The 17,287-nt window shown below is 51.9% G+C and carries 7 protein-coding genes and 1 pseudogene; all 8 read left to right on the top strand.

Translation table 11 applies throughout. The features are described from left to right. Positions 1 to 581: 581 nt before the first annotated feature. Entirely contained in the window at positions 582 to 3,704 is a 3,123-nt protein-coding gene (locus LWL52_RS06115; RefSeq protein WP_242917930.1) for a SusC/RagA family TonB-linked outer membrane protein, read from the top strand. A 44-nt stretch (positions 3,705 to 3,748) separates the two neighbouring features. Beyond that, positions 3,749 to 5,278 carry a RagB/SusD family nutrient uptake outer membrane protein gene (locus LWL52_RS06120; protein ID WP_242917932.1) on the top strand — a complete coding sequence of 510 codons (1,530 nt, stop codon included), beginning with the start codon at positions 3,749 to 3,751 and terminating at the stop codon, positions 5,276 to 5,278. Positions 5,279 to 5,377: 99 nt separating this feature from the next. Continuing rightward, on the top strand, positions 5,378 to 8,713 hold the full coding sequence (locus LWL52_RS06125; RefSeq protein ID WP_242917934.1) for a VCBS repeat-containing protein: 3,336 nt from the start codon (positions 5,378 to 5,380) through the stop codon (positions 8,711 to 8,713). Between the two features lie 56 nt (positions 8,714 to 8,769). Further along, complete coding sequence (locus tag LWL52_RS06130; RefSeq protein ID WP_242917936.1) at positions 8,770 to 12,249, top strand: VCBS repeat-containing protein; 3,480 nt, start codon at positions 8,770 to 8,772, stop codon at positions 12,247 to 12,249. 74 nt (positions 12,250 to 12,323) lie between these two features. Further along, a complete protein-coding gene (locus tag LWL52_RS06135; protein ID WP_242917938.1) occupies positions 12,324 to 13,688 on the top strand; it encodes a vanadium-dependent haloperoxidase in 1,365 nt (454 codons plus the stop codon). Between the two features lie 98 nt (positions 13,689 to 13,786). After that, positions 13,787 to 14,445: pseudogene (locus LWL52_RS06140) on the top strand (3-keto-disaccharide hydrolase). A 58-nt stretch (positions 14,446 to 14,503) separates the two neighbouring features. Then, positions 14,504 to 16,195, top strand: coding sequence for a GMC oxidoreductase (locus LWL52_RS06145; protein WP_242917940.1), 1,692 nt, complete (start codon positions 14,504 to 14,506; stop codon positions 16,193 to 16,195). 12 nt (positions 16,196 to 16,207) lie between these two features. Continuing rightward, on the top strand, positions 16,208 to 17,287 hold the full coding sequence (locus tag LWL52_RS06150; protein ID WP_242917942.1) for a Gfo/Idh/MocA family protein: 1,080 nt from the start codon (positions 16,208 to 16,210) through the stop codon (positions 17,285 to 17,287).

The following is a 17,287-nucleotide window of genomic DNA, read 5'->3' on the forward strand; positions in this document are numbered from 1 at the left end:
TTTTGCCAGTCAGGATACACGGAAAGGAAATCTTTACTTGTTAGAGCTTGTACTTTCTTTCTAAGATTATGCCTGAAGCTTTAAAAGAGTAAAATGTAACAAAAGTAAGTAGTTGATTATTATATGTCGCTCCTAGCAGTATGGGCAAGTTGGTTTGAGTGATGATCTATGTAGAACCGTGTTTTGCCGCTTTATGGCATAAATAGCAGGAGTTGTTTTAGACAAATAAGTTGCCTTTAACCAAGTTGCATCATTTATCTGAAGTTAAAAAACGACGATAACTTATTGATTATATGAATATAAATAAATATGTTTACTTATCCTGAAAAGGAATATACTATTGAAGTTATAGAAGCGAATAGGGCCGGATGCGGTGAGTAATAGGGCATTTATAGCTTTGTGTTAGCGGCAGGAAAAGAATTAAGAGTTTTGTTATTGGAATAATTGCTTAATAAAGTGGATCAATCACAGCCATTAATCTACTTTATGCGTACTCAGAAAAATACGTAGCTATATTTTGATATGTAATTAATCGCTCATCAGGGTTCTCTTTTTATTGTTCAACCAATAAACAATGGTATATGACAAATTCTTTACGCAAGCTATCACTACTTACGCCGGTATTGCTATGCGCAGGCCTGCAGGTGCCCCTTCGGGCGGCGGCCAGTGCTCCTCCTTCCTTCAGCAGTTCGCTCAGCGTTTCGAATAGCCCAGAAATTTTTGCTATTGAGTTGACAGGAAAAGTGACGGACGAAAAGGGGCAAGGGTTGCCGGGCGTTACAGTGCTCCTGAAAGGCACAACCATCGGTACTGCTACGGATATGAACGGCAGCTATGCGCTCAGCATACCCGACGGGCAACAAAACCCTACCCTTGTCATATCCTTTATTGGCTACCAAACCCAGGAAATCCCGGTTGGCAGCCAAACCGTGGTAAATGTGCAAATGCAGCCGGACATTAAGGCGTTACAGGAGGTGGTCGTGACGGGATACGGCACACAACGGAAAGCAGACGTAACCGGCGCGACAGCTACCGTAACTTCGAAAGATCTGAATGCCGGCGTGATCAACAACCCGATGCAGGCGGTGCAGGGTAAGGTAGCCGGCCTGAACGTAGTGTCGGGTGGCGGGGACCCCACCAGCAACCGACCAGTTATCCGCTTACGGGGCACGTCTTCGCTGAGTGCCAACAGCGAGCCGCTGATCGTGATTGACGGAGTAGCAGGCGCTGACCTGAACACGGTGGCACCTGAGGATATCGCCTCGATGGATATCCTGAAAGATGCTTCTGCTTCTGCCATTTACGGCTCCCGTGGTTCGAACGGGGTTATCATCATTACCACTAAAAAAGGCCAGGCTGGTAAAACTACCGTTGAACTGAGCAGCTATGTAGGGTTGGAAGAGGTATCGAATACCATTCCGTTCTTATCACCTGATGAGTACATCTCAAAATTAGACGAGGAAGGGTTGGACCGCGCTGCAAATGATTATGGCGCCCGCACAGATTGGTTCGACGAGATCACGCGCAAGGCATACAGCCAAAACTATAATGTGGCCATATCCGGCGGAACTGACAAGTTCAACTACCGTGGCTCTGTCGTATACTTAGATCAACCAGGTATAGCTATTAACTCCGGATTCGACCGCCTGAACGCCCGTTTGAACCTCTCGCAAAAAGCCCTGGATGATAAACTTGAAGTGCAGTTGCTGTTGTCGCAGCAGGTGAGCAACAAGGATTACATAGACTATTTCTCCTTCCTGTCGGCCGGCCAGCTAAACCCCACGTTTCCCGTCTATAATGATGAAGGTACGTATTTGCAGCCGGGCGTTCCGGGCTTTGATATGTTTAACGGGAAGTCAATTCCTGGCGGCTTCCGCGTAGAGAACCCAGTGGCCCGGATGAAGCAGATCACAAACGAGGCGCGTGAAAAACAGACACTGGCAAACCTGAAGGTCTTTTTAGAACCGGTACAAGGGCTTAGATTCGGTGTGAACACGTCTATTAATAACTTTAACAGGCTGTACGGTTTCTTTCAGCCAAGCACTTTTAAGGCCGGCGGTAACAACACCGCCTCTGCCCGAAGGGAGCAGCGGGAGGTAATTGACCGACTCACAGAACTCACCGCACAATATACAGGCGACTTTGACGACCACCAGTTTACTGTGCTGGGAGGTTATACTTATCAGAAGCTCTCGAACGAAGGCTTTAACGCGGGCAACAGTAGGTTTCCGGACGTATTTGGATACAATAACTTGGGAGCGGGTAATGCAAACATCGATGACACCAACTCAACAAACCGGGAAGTTGGATCTTATAAATCAGAAGCGATCCTGATCGGTTTTCTCGGTCGCATTAACTACTCTTACAAAGATAGGTATCTGCTGACGTCCAACATCCGCCGCGACGGTTCTTCCCGCTTTGGACAGAACAACCGCTGGGGCTGGTTCCCGTCAATATCCGTGGGATGGCGAATCTCGCAGGAAGCATTTATGGAAGACGCCACATTCGTAGATGACCTCAAGCTTCGGGTCGGCTACGGCGTCACTGGTAACCAGGAAGGTATTGCGGATTATGCTTCCCGCCTGTTGTATGGCCAGAGCGGCTCATATTTCACCAACGGTGGTTTCCAGACAGCATACAACTTCAGCCAGAATGCCAATCCTGACCTGAAGTGGGAAACTTCGGCCATGACCAACGTGGGTATTGACTTTGCCTTTCTAGATGGCCGCTTAAGTGGTTCGTTAGAGGTATACAACAAAGACACCAAGGACCTGCTGTTCGACTACCCCATCGCTATCGGTACAAAATATGGCAGCGACCAGTTAACAGCGGTAACAAACTCGATCCTGGCAAACGTGGGTGAGATCAACAACAAAGGAATTGAGCTGGCCCTTGATTACCTGGTGATCGACCACACAGATTTCCAGTGGAGAACCAATGTGAACCTGGCGCACAACAAAAACAAGATCGTCTCGCTCAGCTCAGGCATCTTTACCTACAACACCGGATCACCCCGTGTTTACGGCGATTTTGGTAGCCCACAGGGTGGTTTAGCGCAGCCGGTTGTTTTGCAGGAAGGCAAGCCGATCGGGCAGTTTTACGGGCCTGTGTTCGAGGGTTTCAGCGCCGATAACAAATACATTTTTAAAGATATAAACGGTGACGGCACGATTGATCCGTTTGGTGCGGACCGTACCTACCTGGGCGATGCGAACCCGGATCTAACCTTTGGATGGGGAAATAGCTTAAGCTATAAAAATTTCGATCTTAATTTCCTGTTCAGAGGCGCTATCGGGCATCAAATTGCCAACGGCCCTTATATCGCTTTCGCAAATCCAAATCTTTTCCCAAGTAGCAATGTGATTGACTATGCCTTTAAAACAGGCATTCCGGACGACTTGTCGCCTGCTTTCTCCAGCCTTTGGGTAGAAGATGCAGACTTCGTGCGCCTCGACAACTGGCGCTTGTCTTACAGGCTGCCAACTTTCTGGAAGTATATGAGCAATGCCTCGGTATTTGTAGCCGGCAACAACACCTTTGTAATTACGGGGTACCGTGGCATAGATCCTGAGCCACGGTTGGGAGCCTCGCGTGATATCTATGGTGGTTCTGACATTGCCGTAAACCTTTCTCCGGGTGTTGAGCCAATTCTTTTCTATCCAAGAACACGTTCCTTCTCTTTAGGATTCTCCCTCACCTTGTAATGGGTAAGAAGTTAGCATGCATTGGAAACTAAAAAGCGAAACGTATGAAAAATAACCGATACAAATATATAGTAACTGCTGCCTTTCTTGCCAGCATAGTAGCTGGAGGACAAGCTTGTACCGACCTGGATGCAGAGGTGTTTGACAAGGCCGAAGCCAGTAAATTCCCGACAAATGAAAACGAGCTTTTATCAACGGTAGGATCTACTTACGGGCAGCTTCGTGGATTTTTAGATCCTGTTTTCAACCTTTTGGAGGCTACCACTGACGAGCTGGTTGTTCCAACCCGCGGGCCTGACTGGTACGACAATGGCTCCTGGCAGCAATTGGCGCAGCATGAGTGGTCGCCGGTTTCCCCTGGCCAGATCAACGGGTCCTGGGAATGGGGATACCGGGTGGTTGCCGGTGCCAACACAAACTTACAAGGATTAAAAAACAGCTCCCTGGAGGTGCAGGGGAAAGAGGCAGTAGTGAGTGAGGTGCGGTTGCTTCGTGCTTTTGCCTATTTCTGGCTGATGGATATGTTCGGGGGGGTACCTATTATCACCGAGGATACGCCGGCCGGTAATCCGCCGCAGAACAGCCGCGAGGAAGTTTTCAATTTTGTGGAAAGCGAAATATTAGCCGCACTGCCTGACCTGCGCGAAGAAGCGACCATCGAAACCTATGGCCGTTTTACAAAAGGCGCTGCTAACGCACTGCTGGCTAAGCTATACCTGAATGCGGAAGTATTTACAGGTACACCACAGTGGCAGAAAGCCCTGGACGCTACAACAGCAATCATCAACTCACCGGCAGGCTACAGCCTTAACCCCAACTTTCTGCAGAACTTTGCCATCAACAATGTTGGGGATGAACAGACCTACAAAGAGAACATCTTCGTGATTCCGTATGATAAGGTGCTGGCAGGAGGTATGAACTTTCAGATGCGTACCCTGAATTATGCGCAGGCAGCGGAGTATGGCTTGACGAACAACCCGTGGAATGGTTTTGCCACCAGAGCCGAGTTTTACAATACCTTCTCGGAAAATGATGCTCGCAAGGCCATGTGGATGGTAGGGCCGCAGACCAACAACGGTGAGATCATCACTTTTGTAGATCCGGTAGATAATAAGAAGAAAGAGCTTGTATTTACGCCGGAGATCACATCGTTGGAGCGGGCTTTTGGAAACGAGGGTATTCGTAGTCAGAAGTATGAAATCCAGACGAACAATACCCGTACCGATCAGGATAATGACTTTGCTGTTTTCAGATTTGCCGATGTGCTGCTGATGCATGCTGAAGCGCTCGTTCGCTTAGGTAGAGCCGGGGAGGCCGTTGAATTCGTGAATCAGGTGCGTGCCCGAGCCGGAGTTGACCCTGTATCCTCTGTTACATTGGCCTCGATCCTGGAAGAGCGTGGCCGCGAACTTGCCTGGGAAGGCTGGCGCCGGAACGACCTGATCCGCTTCGGAAAGTATAGCGGAAGCACCTGGCAATTCAAAAGTAACACAGACCCAACGCGCAATTTGTTTCCGATACCATCGCAACAGCTTTCTAACAACCCCAATCTGAAACAGAACCCGGGTTATTAGCACCTGCCACTCCTGTTTTGCCTTATTCAGGGGAGTTGACTGCCACGCCAACTCTCCTGAATTTAGCATTTAGAAGCGCCACACCCTTGCTTTACGCCTATGCAGCAACAGCACCCAATTTCAACTCTTATCAGCGTGGTCGTGCTGGCCACCTGTTTTGCCTGCAGTAAGGTATCGCCACAGAAAGAGGATACCTTGTTTGTGGTACTGCCCGCCACCCACACCCATGTAGATTTTGTGAACAAGGTGGAGAGCACGCCGGAGATGAACATCTTTAACTACCGCAACTTCTATAATGGCGGCGGTGTGGCCATTGGCGACATAAATGGTGACAATCTCCCTGACCTTTACCTGACCGCTAATACCGGCCGGAATCACCTTTACCTGAACAAAGGTAATTTCGTGTTTGAAGATGTAACTGCCAAAGCGGGAGTGGGAGGCAGCCAGGCCTGGAGCACCGGCGTGACCATGGCCGATGTGAACAGCGACGGACGGCTTGATATCTACGTTTGCAACGCCGGCGATGTGAACGGCGACAATCGCCGCAACGAGCTGTTTATTAACAAGGGCCTTTCAGGGGACAGTATTCCTGTTTTTCAGGAGCAGGCCACGAACTTTGGGCTCGACGACCAGGGCTATTCCACCCATGCTACTTTTTTCGACTACGACCGCGATGGTGACCTGGATGTATACCTGCTCAACAACAGCTCTTACCCGGTAAGCAGCCTGGGCTTTACCAATTTGCGTGAGAAGCGTGATGAACTTGGGGGCGACAAACTGCTTCGCAACGATGGCAGTCGTTTTACCGATGTTAGCGAGCAAGCCGGCATCTATGGCAGCCTCATCGGCTTTGGGCTGGGCATTACCATTGGGGATGTGGACAACGACAATTGGCCCGATATTTTTATCTCTAATGATTTTTACGAGCGCGATTACCTCTACTTGAATAACCATAATGGCACTTTTACCGAGACCAGCAAAGCCTGGATGCAGCATGAGAGCCTTTCCTCGATGGGCGCTGACATTGCTGACATCGATAACGATGGCAACCAGGATATTTTTGTGACCGATATGTTGCCTGCCGACGACAGCCGCCTGAAGCGCACTACCATTTTTGAGAACTACGACCTGCAGCAGTTCAAGCTGGCCCGCGATTTTCACCAGCAGTACATGCAGAATATGCTGCACCTCAACAATGGTGACAATACCTTCAGTGAAGTAGCCCGGCTGGCAGGTGTTGCCGCCACCGACTGGAGCTGGGGCGCGTTGCTCTTTGACATGGACAACGATGGACTAAAGGATATTTTCGTAGCCAACGGCATTTACCAGGACCTGACGGACCAGGATTTTGTGAACTTCCTGGGAGCGGAGGAAACCATGCGCAAGGCCGTAGAAAGGGGCGGCGGCTACAACTATAACAAGGAGCTCATCTCAAAAATGACCTCCACGCCCATCCCGAATTATGCTTTTCAGAACACCGGGAACCTGCAGTTTGTAAACAAAGCCAAAGACTGGGGGCTGGGTAAACCCGGTTTCTCCAACGGCGCCGCTTATGGTGACATGGATAACGATGGTGACCTCGACCTGGTGGTGAACAACGAAAACATGCCCGTATCCATCTATAAAAACAGAACCTCTGAAAAAGAGCAAAATCATTTTCTGCGGGTGCAGCTGCAGGGAGCCGGGAAAAATAGAAATGGAATCGGAGCCAAAGTTTATGTGCACCAGCCGGCTAAAACCATCTACCTGCAGCAGATGCCCAACCGGGGCTTTCAGTCTTCAGTCGATCTTACGCTGGTGTTCGGGCTGGGCAAGGAGAAGGTGATCGATTCTGTAACGGTAGTATGGCCGGATGATAAAATGCAAACGCTGCAGCAGGTAAAGCCCGACCAGCAACTGACGCTGAAATATTCGCAGGCAAACAAGGTATACAGCGCGCCCAAGCACAAAGCACCCGGTTTGTTTTTTGATGCCACGCAGCAGGTAAAACTCAACTACACCCACCAGGAGAGCGATTTTGTAGACTATAACCGCGATGTGTTGCTCAAGCAGATGTTCTCTACCCAGGGGCCGGCGCTGGCGGTGGGCGACGTGAATGGGGACGGGCTAGAGGATGTATATGCGGGCGGGGTTGCCGGAAGCGTGCGCAAGCTTTTTTTGCAGCAGAAGGACGGCACCTTTGCTGAAACCTCCCCGCAGGCGTTTGCGCAAGACCAGGACTCCGAAGAAGTGGCCGCCATACTTGTGGACCTTGATAAGGACAAGGATCTGGATTTGTTTGTAGTGACCGGCAGCAACGAGTTTGAAAGCAATGCCCCGCAGCTGCTCGACCGGCTATACCTGAACGACGGCAAAGGCCATTTTACAAAAGACAACCGCCTACCAAACCTGGCCACGGACGGCTCCTGTGTGGCAGCAGCTGATTTTGACCTGGACGGCGATGTGGATCTATTTGTCGGCAGCCGCATGGTGCCGGGCAGCTACGGCTACGATCCGCCAAGTTACCTGTTTCAAAACGACGGTACCGGCAACTTTAAGAACTATACCAAGCGCTTCCTGCCCCGAAACGAGCTGGGCATGGTCACTGATGCTGCCTGGGTAGATCTGAATGGCGACCGCTACCCCGAACTGGTGCTGGTGGGCGATTGGATGCCGGTCACGATCTATACGAATAACAAAGGCCGCGATCTGCAGCAAAAGACGGAGATTGCCCATTCAGCTGGCTGGTGGAACAGCGTGAAAGCCGCTGACCTGGACAGTGACGGCGATCCGGACCTTATACTTGGCAACCTGGGCCGCAATACCCGGCTCACCGCCAGTGTGCAGAAGCCGGTAGAATTGTATGTGCATGATTTTGAAGGAAACGGCACCGTAGAACAGATCATCAACTGCTACGCCGAAGACGGCAAGGCGTATCCGATGGTATTGAAACAGGACCTGCAGAAACGGGTGCCCAGCATCAAGAAAAAATTTGTGAAGTATGCCAGTTATGCCGGCAAGCAAATGCAGGACATTTTTCCGGCGCAGGAGCTGAAAGAGGCCGTGGTGAAGCGGGTCGAGAACGCAAACTCCTCCTTGCTGCTAAACAAAGGCAACCTGCAGTTTGCTTTGCAGCCCATGCCGCTGGAGGCGCAGTTCTCACCCATCTATGGCATCGAAACTCTGGACTATAACCACGACGGCAACTTGGATATTCTGCTGGCCGGAAACTTCTTTGATGTGCTGCCCGAGCTGGGGCAATACGATGCCAGCTACGGGCTGGTGCTGCAGGGCACAGGCAAGGGGCAGTTCAGGGCACGCAAGCCTAAAGATACCGGCTTTTTTACGCAGGGGCAGGTGCGCCGCATGCAGCAGCTCAAAGGCGCGGATGGTATGCCCTACTTCCTGCTGGCTAAAAACAACGCGACGCTGCAGGTTTTCGGCTGCCGCGAGTAAAAGTATACCTGGCTGTAAACTGGCGCTACGTTAACCCTTACGATTTACGATTAGCTATGACCCGACCTACCGACCTTTCTTTTTCCCTAAAAGCCGGCCTATACCCCTGCCTGCTGCTGGCGCTGCTTTCGCTTACCTGCTGGGGCTGCCGCTCCGGGGCCAAGGGTGCCGAGCAGCCACTTTTCGAAGCGATGGATTCCACGGCTACCGGTGTGCAGTTTGTGAATGAACTGGATGATAAAGGGGAGCTGAACATCCTCACTTACCTGTATTTCTACAATGGGGCGGGTGTAGCGGCCGGCGACCTGAACAAAGACGGCCTACCCGATCTATACTTTGTATCGAACCAGGGCAAAAATAAATTATACCTTAACAAAGGCAACTTTACCTTTAAAGAGGTGGCAGCACAGGCGGGTGTGGAAGGCTACTCCGATTGGCAAACCGGTGTAACCATGGCCGATGTGAACGGCGACGGCTGGCTGGATATTTTCGTGTGTGCCGTAGGCAACTACAAAGGGCTGGAGGGAGCCAACGAGCTTTACATCAGCAACGGGGTAGGGGCTGACGGGCAGCTGACCTTTACCGAAAAAGCCGCCGACTACGGGCTGGATTTCACGGGCTTCTCTACGCAGGCTGCCTTCTTTGATTACGACCGCGATGGCGACCTGGATCTATACTTGCTCAATCATGCCGTGCATACCTCACGCAGCTACGACCGCGTAACAGCCCGCAACCTTCGCAACAACGAAGCAGGCGATGTACTCTACGAAAATCAGCTGGTTTCTGCCTCCGGTAATGCGTCTGCTGGCCAGCCGGTCAGGTTCAAAAATGTAAGCGAAAAGGCCGGTATTTATGGGGCAGCCATGGGGTATGGCCTTGGGGTGGTAGTCACGGATTTTAACAACGATGGCTGGGATGATATTTACGTTTCCAACGACTTCCATGAGGACGATTATTATTACCTCAACAATGGGAATGGCACGTTTACCGAAGCCGTGAAGAACCATTTTCGCCACCTCAGCCGCTTTTCCATGGGCTGCGATGCAGCGGATGTAAACAACGACGGCTACCCTGATATCATGACGCTGGACATGTACCCGGAGGAAGAAACGATTGAAAAGTCGTCGATGGGAGAGGACCCGCTGGATATTTTCCTCTACAAGCTGCAATTCGGTTACTACAACCAGTATAGCCGCAATTGCCTGCAGCTGAACTACTCGGGGCAGCAGTTTGCCGACGTGGCGCTGATGTCGGGTGTGGCAGCTACCGACTGGAGTTGGAGCCCCCTGCTAGCCGATTATGATAACGACGGTATCAAGGACATTTTCATCACCAATGGCATCGTGCGCCGGCCCAACAACATGGACTACATCAAATTCGCATCTTCTGACTCGATGATGTGGGCGCCCGAAACTTCTAAAAACCTGAACCAACGGGCCATCCGGATGATGCCAGAAGGAAAGGTGCACAACTACCTCTACAAAGGTACGAAAGGTATGCAGTACGAGGATAAGTCGGTTGCCTGGGGCTTTTCGCAACCCACCATTTCGAACGGGGCTGCTTATGCCGACCTCGACAACGACGGCGACCTGGATTTGATCACCAACAATATCAACGAAAAAGCAGGCCTATACCGGAACAGCAGCAGCAAAGCGCTCCAGCATACCTATCTGAAAGTACAGCTCAAAGGAAACGATGCGAACACCTATGGCTACGGCGCAAAGGTGCTGTTAAAGGGCCGCAACGGTATCCAGGTGCAGCAGCTTATGCCTACGCGCGGCTTCATGTCGTCGGTGGAGCCGGTGCTGCATTTCGGCTTGGGGGGCCAGCAACGTATAGATACTCTGGTGGTGCTCTGGGGAGATCAGCGGGCGGAGATCTTAACGAATGTGAAAGGCAACCTGACGTTGGTGCTGGATCAGTCGAATGCCAAAAAAGAGGCAGCAAGCTACTACGCCGGTTTCTTTAAAAAGCCTGCGCCTTTCTTTGAAGAAGTGACCGGCACGGCTGCAGTGGCTTATAAGCACGAGGAAAACGACTATCTTGATTTCTACCGGGAAAGTCTGATGCCTTTTCAGGTATCGACGGAAGGGCCGAAGCTGGCGGTGGGTGATGTGAACGGTGACGGGTTGGATGACTTTTTTGTGGGAGGAGCCAAATGGCAGCCCGGCGCGCTAATGGTGCAGCAGGCCAACGGTACGTTTAAGCGTACCAATCAACCACTGTTTCTGGCCGATTCGGTGTACGAGGATGTGGATGCCGTGTTCTTTGATGCCAACAACGACCATTTCCCGGACCTGTATGTGGTGAGCGGAGGCAACGAATTCTATGGCGATATGAAAGAGCAGTTCGACCGGTTGTACCTCAACGATGGCAAAGGCAACTTTACTCGCAGCAACGGCCTGCCGCCCATGTATGCCAACAAAAGCTGCGCCCGCCCCTTTGATTATGACCACGACGGTGATCTGGACCTGTTTGTGGGGGGCCGGGTGCTGGGCTATAAGTATGGGCAGGTGCCGGACTCCTACCTGCTCATCAACAACGGGCAGGGACAGTTTACTGACCAAACAGCACAACTGGCGCCTGCTTTACGCAAAGTCGGCATGGTAACGGATGCCGTCTGGACAGATTACAACAATGATAACCAAACGGATCTGGTGGTGGTAGGCGACTGGATGCCTGTAAAGGTATTTGAAAATCACCAGGGCAAGTTGGTGGAAGCAACAGGCAATAACGGGCTGAATCAGGCAAAAGGATTCTGGCAGACCATCAAAGCGGCCGATTTTGACCAGGACGGCGACATGGACCTGATTGCCGGCAACCTGGGTACCAACACCAAGCTGCGGAAAAGCGAAGGCGGGGGGCTGAAAATGTTTGTAAAAGACATAGATGGCAACGGTAGCCTGGAGCACCTGCTGGCTTACCAGCGCGGCGACAAGTGGTACCCGGTTGCTACGAAAGAAGAACTCGGCAAGCAGCTTCCGCTCATCAACAAAAAGTTTACGGATTACCAAAGCTACGCCGGCAAATCCATCGACGCGTTGTTTAATCACGATGAGCTGAAAGACGCTGCCGTGCCGGAAGTCAATACGTTTTCCTCCGCATACTTTGAGAATCAGGGCAAAGGAACATTCCGGATGCAGCCCCTGCCACAGGAGGCGCAGGTGTCCAAGATCTTTGCGTTCCAGGTGCAGGATGTAAATAAGGATGGTTTCCTGGATGTGGTGCTGGGAGGCAATTTCTACGGCGTAAGTACTTACCAGGGGCGCTACGATGCCAGTTACGGACTGCTGCTGCAAGGCAACGGCAAGGGAAAGTTTAAGCCTATACTTCCCACCGAAACCGGGATGCTGCTGCAGGGCCAGGTGCGCGACATTAAAACCCTGCAAACAGCTGCCGGCCAGCAACTATGGCTTGTTGCCCGAAACAATCTGCCGCTGCAGCTCTTCCGGGTAAGAAACGCTTCGGTAGCAAGTATAGCCAGCGGCAGCGCTGCTAAAACGCCAAAACCAGTAGCGGCGCTAAAACGGAACTGACACCAAGTATAAAGTAATTATAAACTATTAGGTAGCAGTTGCTACAATCACGAACTGGTTTTAACCCAAAGGTCATGAAGCAATTCATCTCTTACACTTTCCTTTTGCTGTGGCTGGCTACTTTTTTGGGCTGCGAACAAAAAAAGGTGGATTACAAGGCTGCGGCCGCCAACCCGGCGTTGCTGCATCAGGCTGTATCTAATCTTACCGACGTTATCACCCATGATATTTTCTCTCCGCCTGTAGCCAGCCGCATTTATGCCTATGCCAACCTGGCGGCCTATGAGGCGCTGGTGCATGACTATCCGGATTATCAGTCGTTGCAGGGGCAGTTGCAGGGTTTTAAGGGCGTGCCGCAGCCGGCAAAAGATTCGGTGTACTGCTTTCCGGTGGCTAGCCTGAGCGCCTTTACCACCATTGCCCGCAACATGACCTTTTCGGCCGACATGATGGACAGTTATGAAGAAAGCCTGCTGCGCAAGTATAAGCAGTTGGGTGTACCCGAAGAAGTATACCAGCGGTCGGTCGGGTATGGCAAACGGGTGGCACAAGCGGTGATGATCTATGCAAATGAAGACGGCTACCGGCAGACGCGCGGCTTCCGGCATACGGTTTCCAAAACGGAGGGCCGTTGGGAGCCCACGCCGCCGGCTTACATGGATGCCGTGGAACCTTACTGGTTTAAGCTGCGGCCCTTCGTGCTGGACTCCTGCAGCCAGTTTACACCACCTCAGCCTGTCGGGTTCGATGCCCGGCCGGGGAGTGGATTTTATACCGAGATGATGGAGGTGTATGAGGCGGTAAATAACCTGACAGACGAGCAGCGGCAGATCGCCAGCTTCTGGGACTGCAACCCGTTTGTGATGCACACGACCGGCCATGTTATGTATGCTACCAAAAAGATTACCCCAGGCGGCCATTGGATGGCTATTGCCGGGCAGGCCAGCCGCCAGGCAGGTGCCGACCTGATGGGGACGCTGGAGGCCTATACCCGGGTAGCCTTCAGTTTAGCCGACGGCTTTATCAGTTGCTGGGACGAAAAATACCGCAGCGACCGCATCCGGCCGGAAACGGCCATCAACAGGCTGGTCGATAACAACTGGGTGCCCCTGCTGCAAACCCCGCCTTTCCCGGAATATCCCAGTGGGCACAGCGTGGTTTCCAATGCCGCTGCCGTTGTACTGACAGACCTTTACGGTCCGTCCTTCCAGTTTGCCGATTCATCGGAAGTGAAGTATAACCTGCCGGTGCGGCGGTTCGATTCCTTTCAGGCGGCAGCCGATGAAGCGGCCATCAGCCGGCTTTACGGCGGTATTCATTTTATGTCGGCTGTAAAGAACGGCGCCGAAGAAGGGAAGCAGGTAGGAATGCTGGTGGTATCCAGGCTAAAGCTTCGTAAAGGCAAGCCGGATACAGCAGCAGTTGCCGTGCTCAAATAGCTTTATTGGTTTAGATAAAATCCCCCGGAAGTTTATACCTGGCATAAACTTCCGCGCGGTTTTAAGGTGCTCTTTCTTAACTTTTTGTATATTGAAGTATGGACAAGTCGAAATCAATTATAACCGCAGTTGCCTGCTTTCTGCTGCTGGCGCTGCTTGGCTGCAAATTCGTAGAAAACGGTGCGGAAAGGCAGCAGCTCTTTAATGGCAAAGACCTGACCGGATGGGAACATGTCGGCGACGGTTCTGTGGTGGTCGAAGATGGGATGCTCAAAACGCAGGGCGGGATGGGCTTGCTGTGGTATACGCCTCAAATGTTGGGCAATGTGAAGATCAGGGTGGTGTATAAAGGTGCGGCAAAGAATAATGCCGGCGTGTTCATTCGCATCCCTGAAAAGCCCACCGAAGCCTGGATGCCGGTAAACAAAGGCTATGAAGTACAGATAGACGACCGGGGGAAGACGATTACCACAAAACAGGCGTGCTTTACTCGCTGACAAAAGCAAAAGCTACGCCGGGCAAAGCCGATGACTGGAATACGATGGATATTACGCTGGACGGAAAACGGACGCTGGTGGAGGTAAACGGGGTGCTGGTAACCGACTATACTGAAGGGAGCCCTGTGCCGGAAAAGAAGCATGATTATGAACCCGATCGGGGGCCCCGGCCCGACAAAGGCTATTTCGGGCTGCAGAACCATGGTGGCGACGATGTGATCTATTTCAAAGAAGTAAGTATAACACCCCTTCGGAAATAACGCCCTGCCCGTGCTGACAGCTGCCGGGCTTGACGCCGGATGTAAAAGTATAAGCCTTATGGAAAATGAATTTGATGCCATTGTTGTGGGTTCCGGCATTTCGGGGGGGTGGGCGGCCAAAGAGCTTTGCGAGCAGGGACTAAAAACCCTGGTCCTGGAGCGCGGCCGGAACGTTGAACACCTGAAAGATTACCCTACCGCCACGATGGACCCCTGGGAATTTAAGCACCGGGGAAGTATGACCCGGGAGTTTTACGAGAAGAACCCGCTGATCTCCAAAGCAGCAGGTTTCGGTGAGGATACGGCGCATTTTTTTATCCGCGATGCCGACCACCCCTATGTTCAGAGACGGCCCTTCGACTGGATCCGGGGCTATCAGGTGGGCGGTAAGTCGCTGATCTGGGGGCGCGCCTGCCAGCGCTGGAGTGATTATGAGTTTAAAGCGCCTGCTAAGTATGGCTATGGCATCGCATGGCCAATTGATTACAAGGAGATCGCCCCCTGGTATGCGCATGTAGAGAAGTTTATCGGGGTGTGCGGCAACAAAGATGGCATCGAAGCCATGCCCGATGGCGAGTTCCTGCCGCCCTTTGAGCTGAGTTGTGTGGAGCAGCACATGCAGCAAACGCTGAACAAGCACTTTCCGGACAGGTACCTGGTGCAGGGCAGGTGGGCACACCTAAGTGAACCCAACCAGATCCATTTAGACCAGGACCGGGGCAAGTGCCAGTGCCGCAACCTGTGCATGCGCGGATGTCCTTACGGCGGCTATTTCAGTTCGGTTTCTTCCACCTTGCCTTGGGCAAAAAAAACCGGTAACCTGACAATAAGACCCTTTTCGGTGGTGCATTCGGTTATCTACGATGAAGCCACCGGAAAAGCCTCGGGTGTGAAGGTGATCGATGCCAACACCAAGGAAGAAATCATTTACAAAGCCCGCGTTATTTTTTTAAACGCTTCGGCTCTAAACAGCACGCTCGTGCTCCTCAACTCGAAATCGCAGCGCTTCCCGAATGGTCTGGGGAATGATCATGATGTGCTGGGCCGCTATATCGGTTTTCATCTTTACCGCGGATGGGCCAACGGAAAGGTTACCGGTTTTGAAGATAAGTATGTGTATGGCAAAAATCCCACCGAATGCATCATTGCCAATTACCGCAACCTGAAAGAGCGGGATACGGACTTTGTGGGCGGCTATACTATTTTTACCGGTGGCTACAGGAGCAGAACAAACGAAGTGCCTGATAACGAGCCGCAGCTCGGAGCAGACTTCAAGGAAAAACTGACCCAGCCCGGCAGCTGGTACGCCTACATGTACATGCAGGGCGAAACCATCCCCAAAGCTACGAACCGGGTAACGCTTAGCCCCGATAAGAAAGATCAGTGGGGCATTCCGCTGCTGGTAACCGATGTGGGCTACGATGAAAACGATGAGAAAATGGTGCAGGACTTTCTGACGGAAAGCAGGCGGATGCTGGAGAAAATAGGCTGCACCGAAATTCAGGCCCACGATAATAAACAAGCCCCCGGCCTGGATATACACGAAATGGGCGGTGCACGCATGGGCCTCGATCCGAAAACCTCCATGCTTAATGCCCATAACCAATTGCACGCCTGCAAAAATGTGTTTGTAACCGATGGCGCCTGCATGGCCAGCACCGGTAACCAGAGTCCTTCTATTTTATACATGGCGCTAACGGCCCGGGCAGCCACCTACGCGGCAGAACAGTTTAAAACAGGAGCCCTTTAAAAACAGATCTTTATGGAAAAGAAAGTCGGTGTCGGCCTGATAGGGTCGCAGTTTATCTCTACGATCCATGCCGAAGCCTTAAAACGTGTGGCCGATGCGCAGGTTTTGGCTGTGATGTCTCCCACGGAAGGGCATGCCCGCAGTTTTGCCGAAAAATTCAATATTCCCCATTATTTTACCAGCCTGGATGAAATGCTGGCCATGGACGAGCTGGACATGATCGTGATTGGCGCGCCCAATTACTTGCACTGCGAGATCACTGTAAAAATTGCCGAAGCCGGAAAGCATGTGGTGGTGGAAAAACCGCTTTGCATGAACCTGGAAGAAGCCGACCGGATGATAGCTGCTTGCCAGAAAGCTAATGTGAAGCTGATGTATGCCGAAGAGCTTTGCTTCACACCAAAGTATGTGCGCCTGAAGGCGCTGCTTGATGAAGGCGCACTGGGCCTGCCTGTCTTATTTAAACAGGCCGAAAAACACGATGGTCCCCATGCCGACCATTTCTGGGATGTGGAGCGGTCGGGTGGCGGCGTGACAATGGACATGGGGTGCCACGGCATCCAGTTTTTCCGCTGGCTGCATCCGGGCGTGCCCATCACCTCGGTGTATGCGCAGATGAGCACCACGGTGCACCAGGCCAAAACCAAAGGCGACGATAACGCCATTGTCATTCTGGAGTTTGCAGATGGGGTAGTGGCCATGATGGAGGAAAGCTGGACAAAGTTGGGCGGCATGGACGACAGGGCCGAGATACACGGCTCGGAAGGCGTGGCCTACGCCGATGTGCTGCAGGGAAATTCCATCCTGACCTACAGCACCAAAGGTGTCGGGTATGCCGTTGAAAAAGCAGGGAATACCGTGGGGTGGAGCTTTACGATGTATGAGGAAATGTGGAACTATGGCTTCCCCCAGGAGTTTGAGCATTTTGTGGACTGCGTGAAAAACAACAGGCAGCCATTGGTAACCGGCGAGGACGGAAAAGCGGTGCTGGAAATCATCTTTGCTGCCTACGAATCGGCGGGTACCGGCCGGAAAGTGGCCTTGCCTTTTAAAACCGAGGCGGAAAAACCCATCAGGCTCTGGAAAAAATAA

The sequence above is a fragment of the Pontibacter liquoris genome (assembly GCF_022758235.1).
Taxonomy (GTDB): Bacteria; Bacteroidota; Bacteroidia; order Cytophagales; family Hymenobacteraceae; genus Pontibacter; species Pontibacter liquoris.

Bases quoted from the DNA above. Each gene is read 5' to 3' on its own strand.
- LWL52_RS06115 (WP_242917930.1), top strand. From the start codon at position 582: ATGACAAATTCTTTACGCAAGCTATCACTACTTACGCCGGTATTGCTA.
- LWL52_RS06130 (WP_242917936.1), top strand. From the start codon at position 8,770: ATGACCCGACCTACCGACCTTTCTTTTTCCCTAAAAGCCGGCCTATAC.
- LWL52_RS06125 (WP_242917934.1), top strand. From the start codon at position 5,378: ATGCAGCAACAGCACCCAATTTCAACTCTTATCAGCGTGGTCGTGCTG.
- LWL52_RS06150 (WP_242917942.1), top strand. From the start codon at position 16,208: ATGGAAAAGAAAGTCGGTGTCGGCCTGATAGGGTCGCAGTTTATCTCT.
- LWL52_RS06120 (WP_242917932.1), top strand. From the start codon at position 3,749: ATGAAAAATAACCGATACAAATATATAGTAACTGCTGCCTTTCTTGCC.
- LWL52_RS06135 (WP_242917938.1), top strand. From the start codon at position 12,324: ATGAAGCAATTCATCTCTTACACTTTCCTTTTGCTGTGGCTGGCTACT.
- LWL52_RS06145 (WP_242917940.1), top strand. From the start codon at position 14,504: ATGGAAAATGAATTTGATGCCATTGTTGTGGGTTCCGGCATTTCGGGG.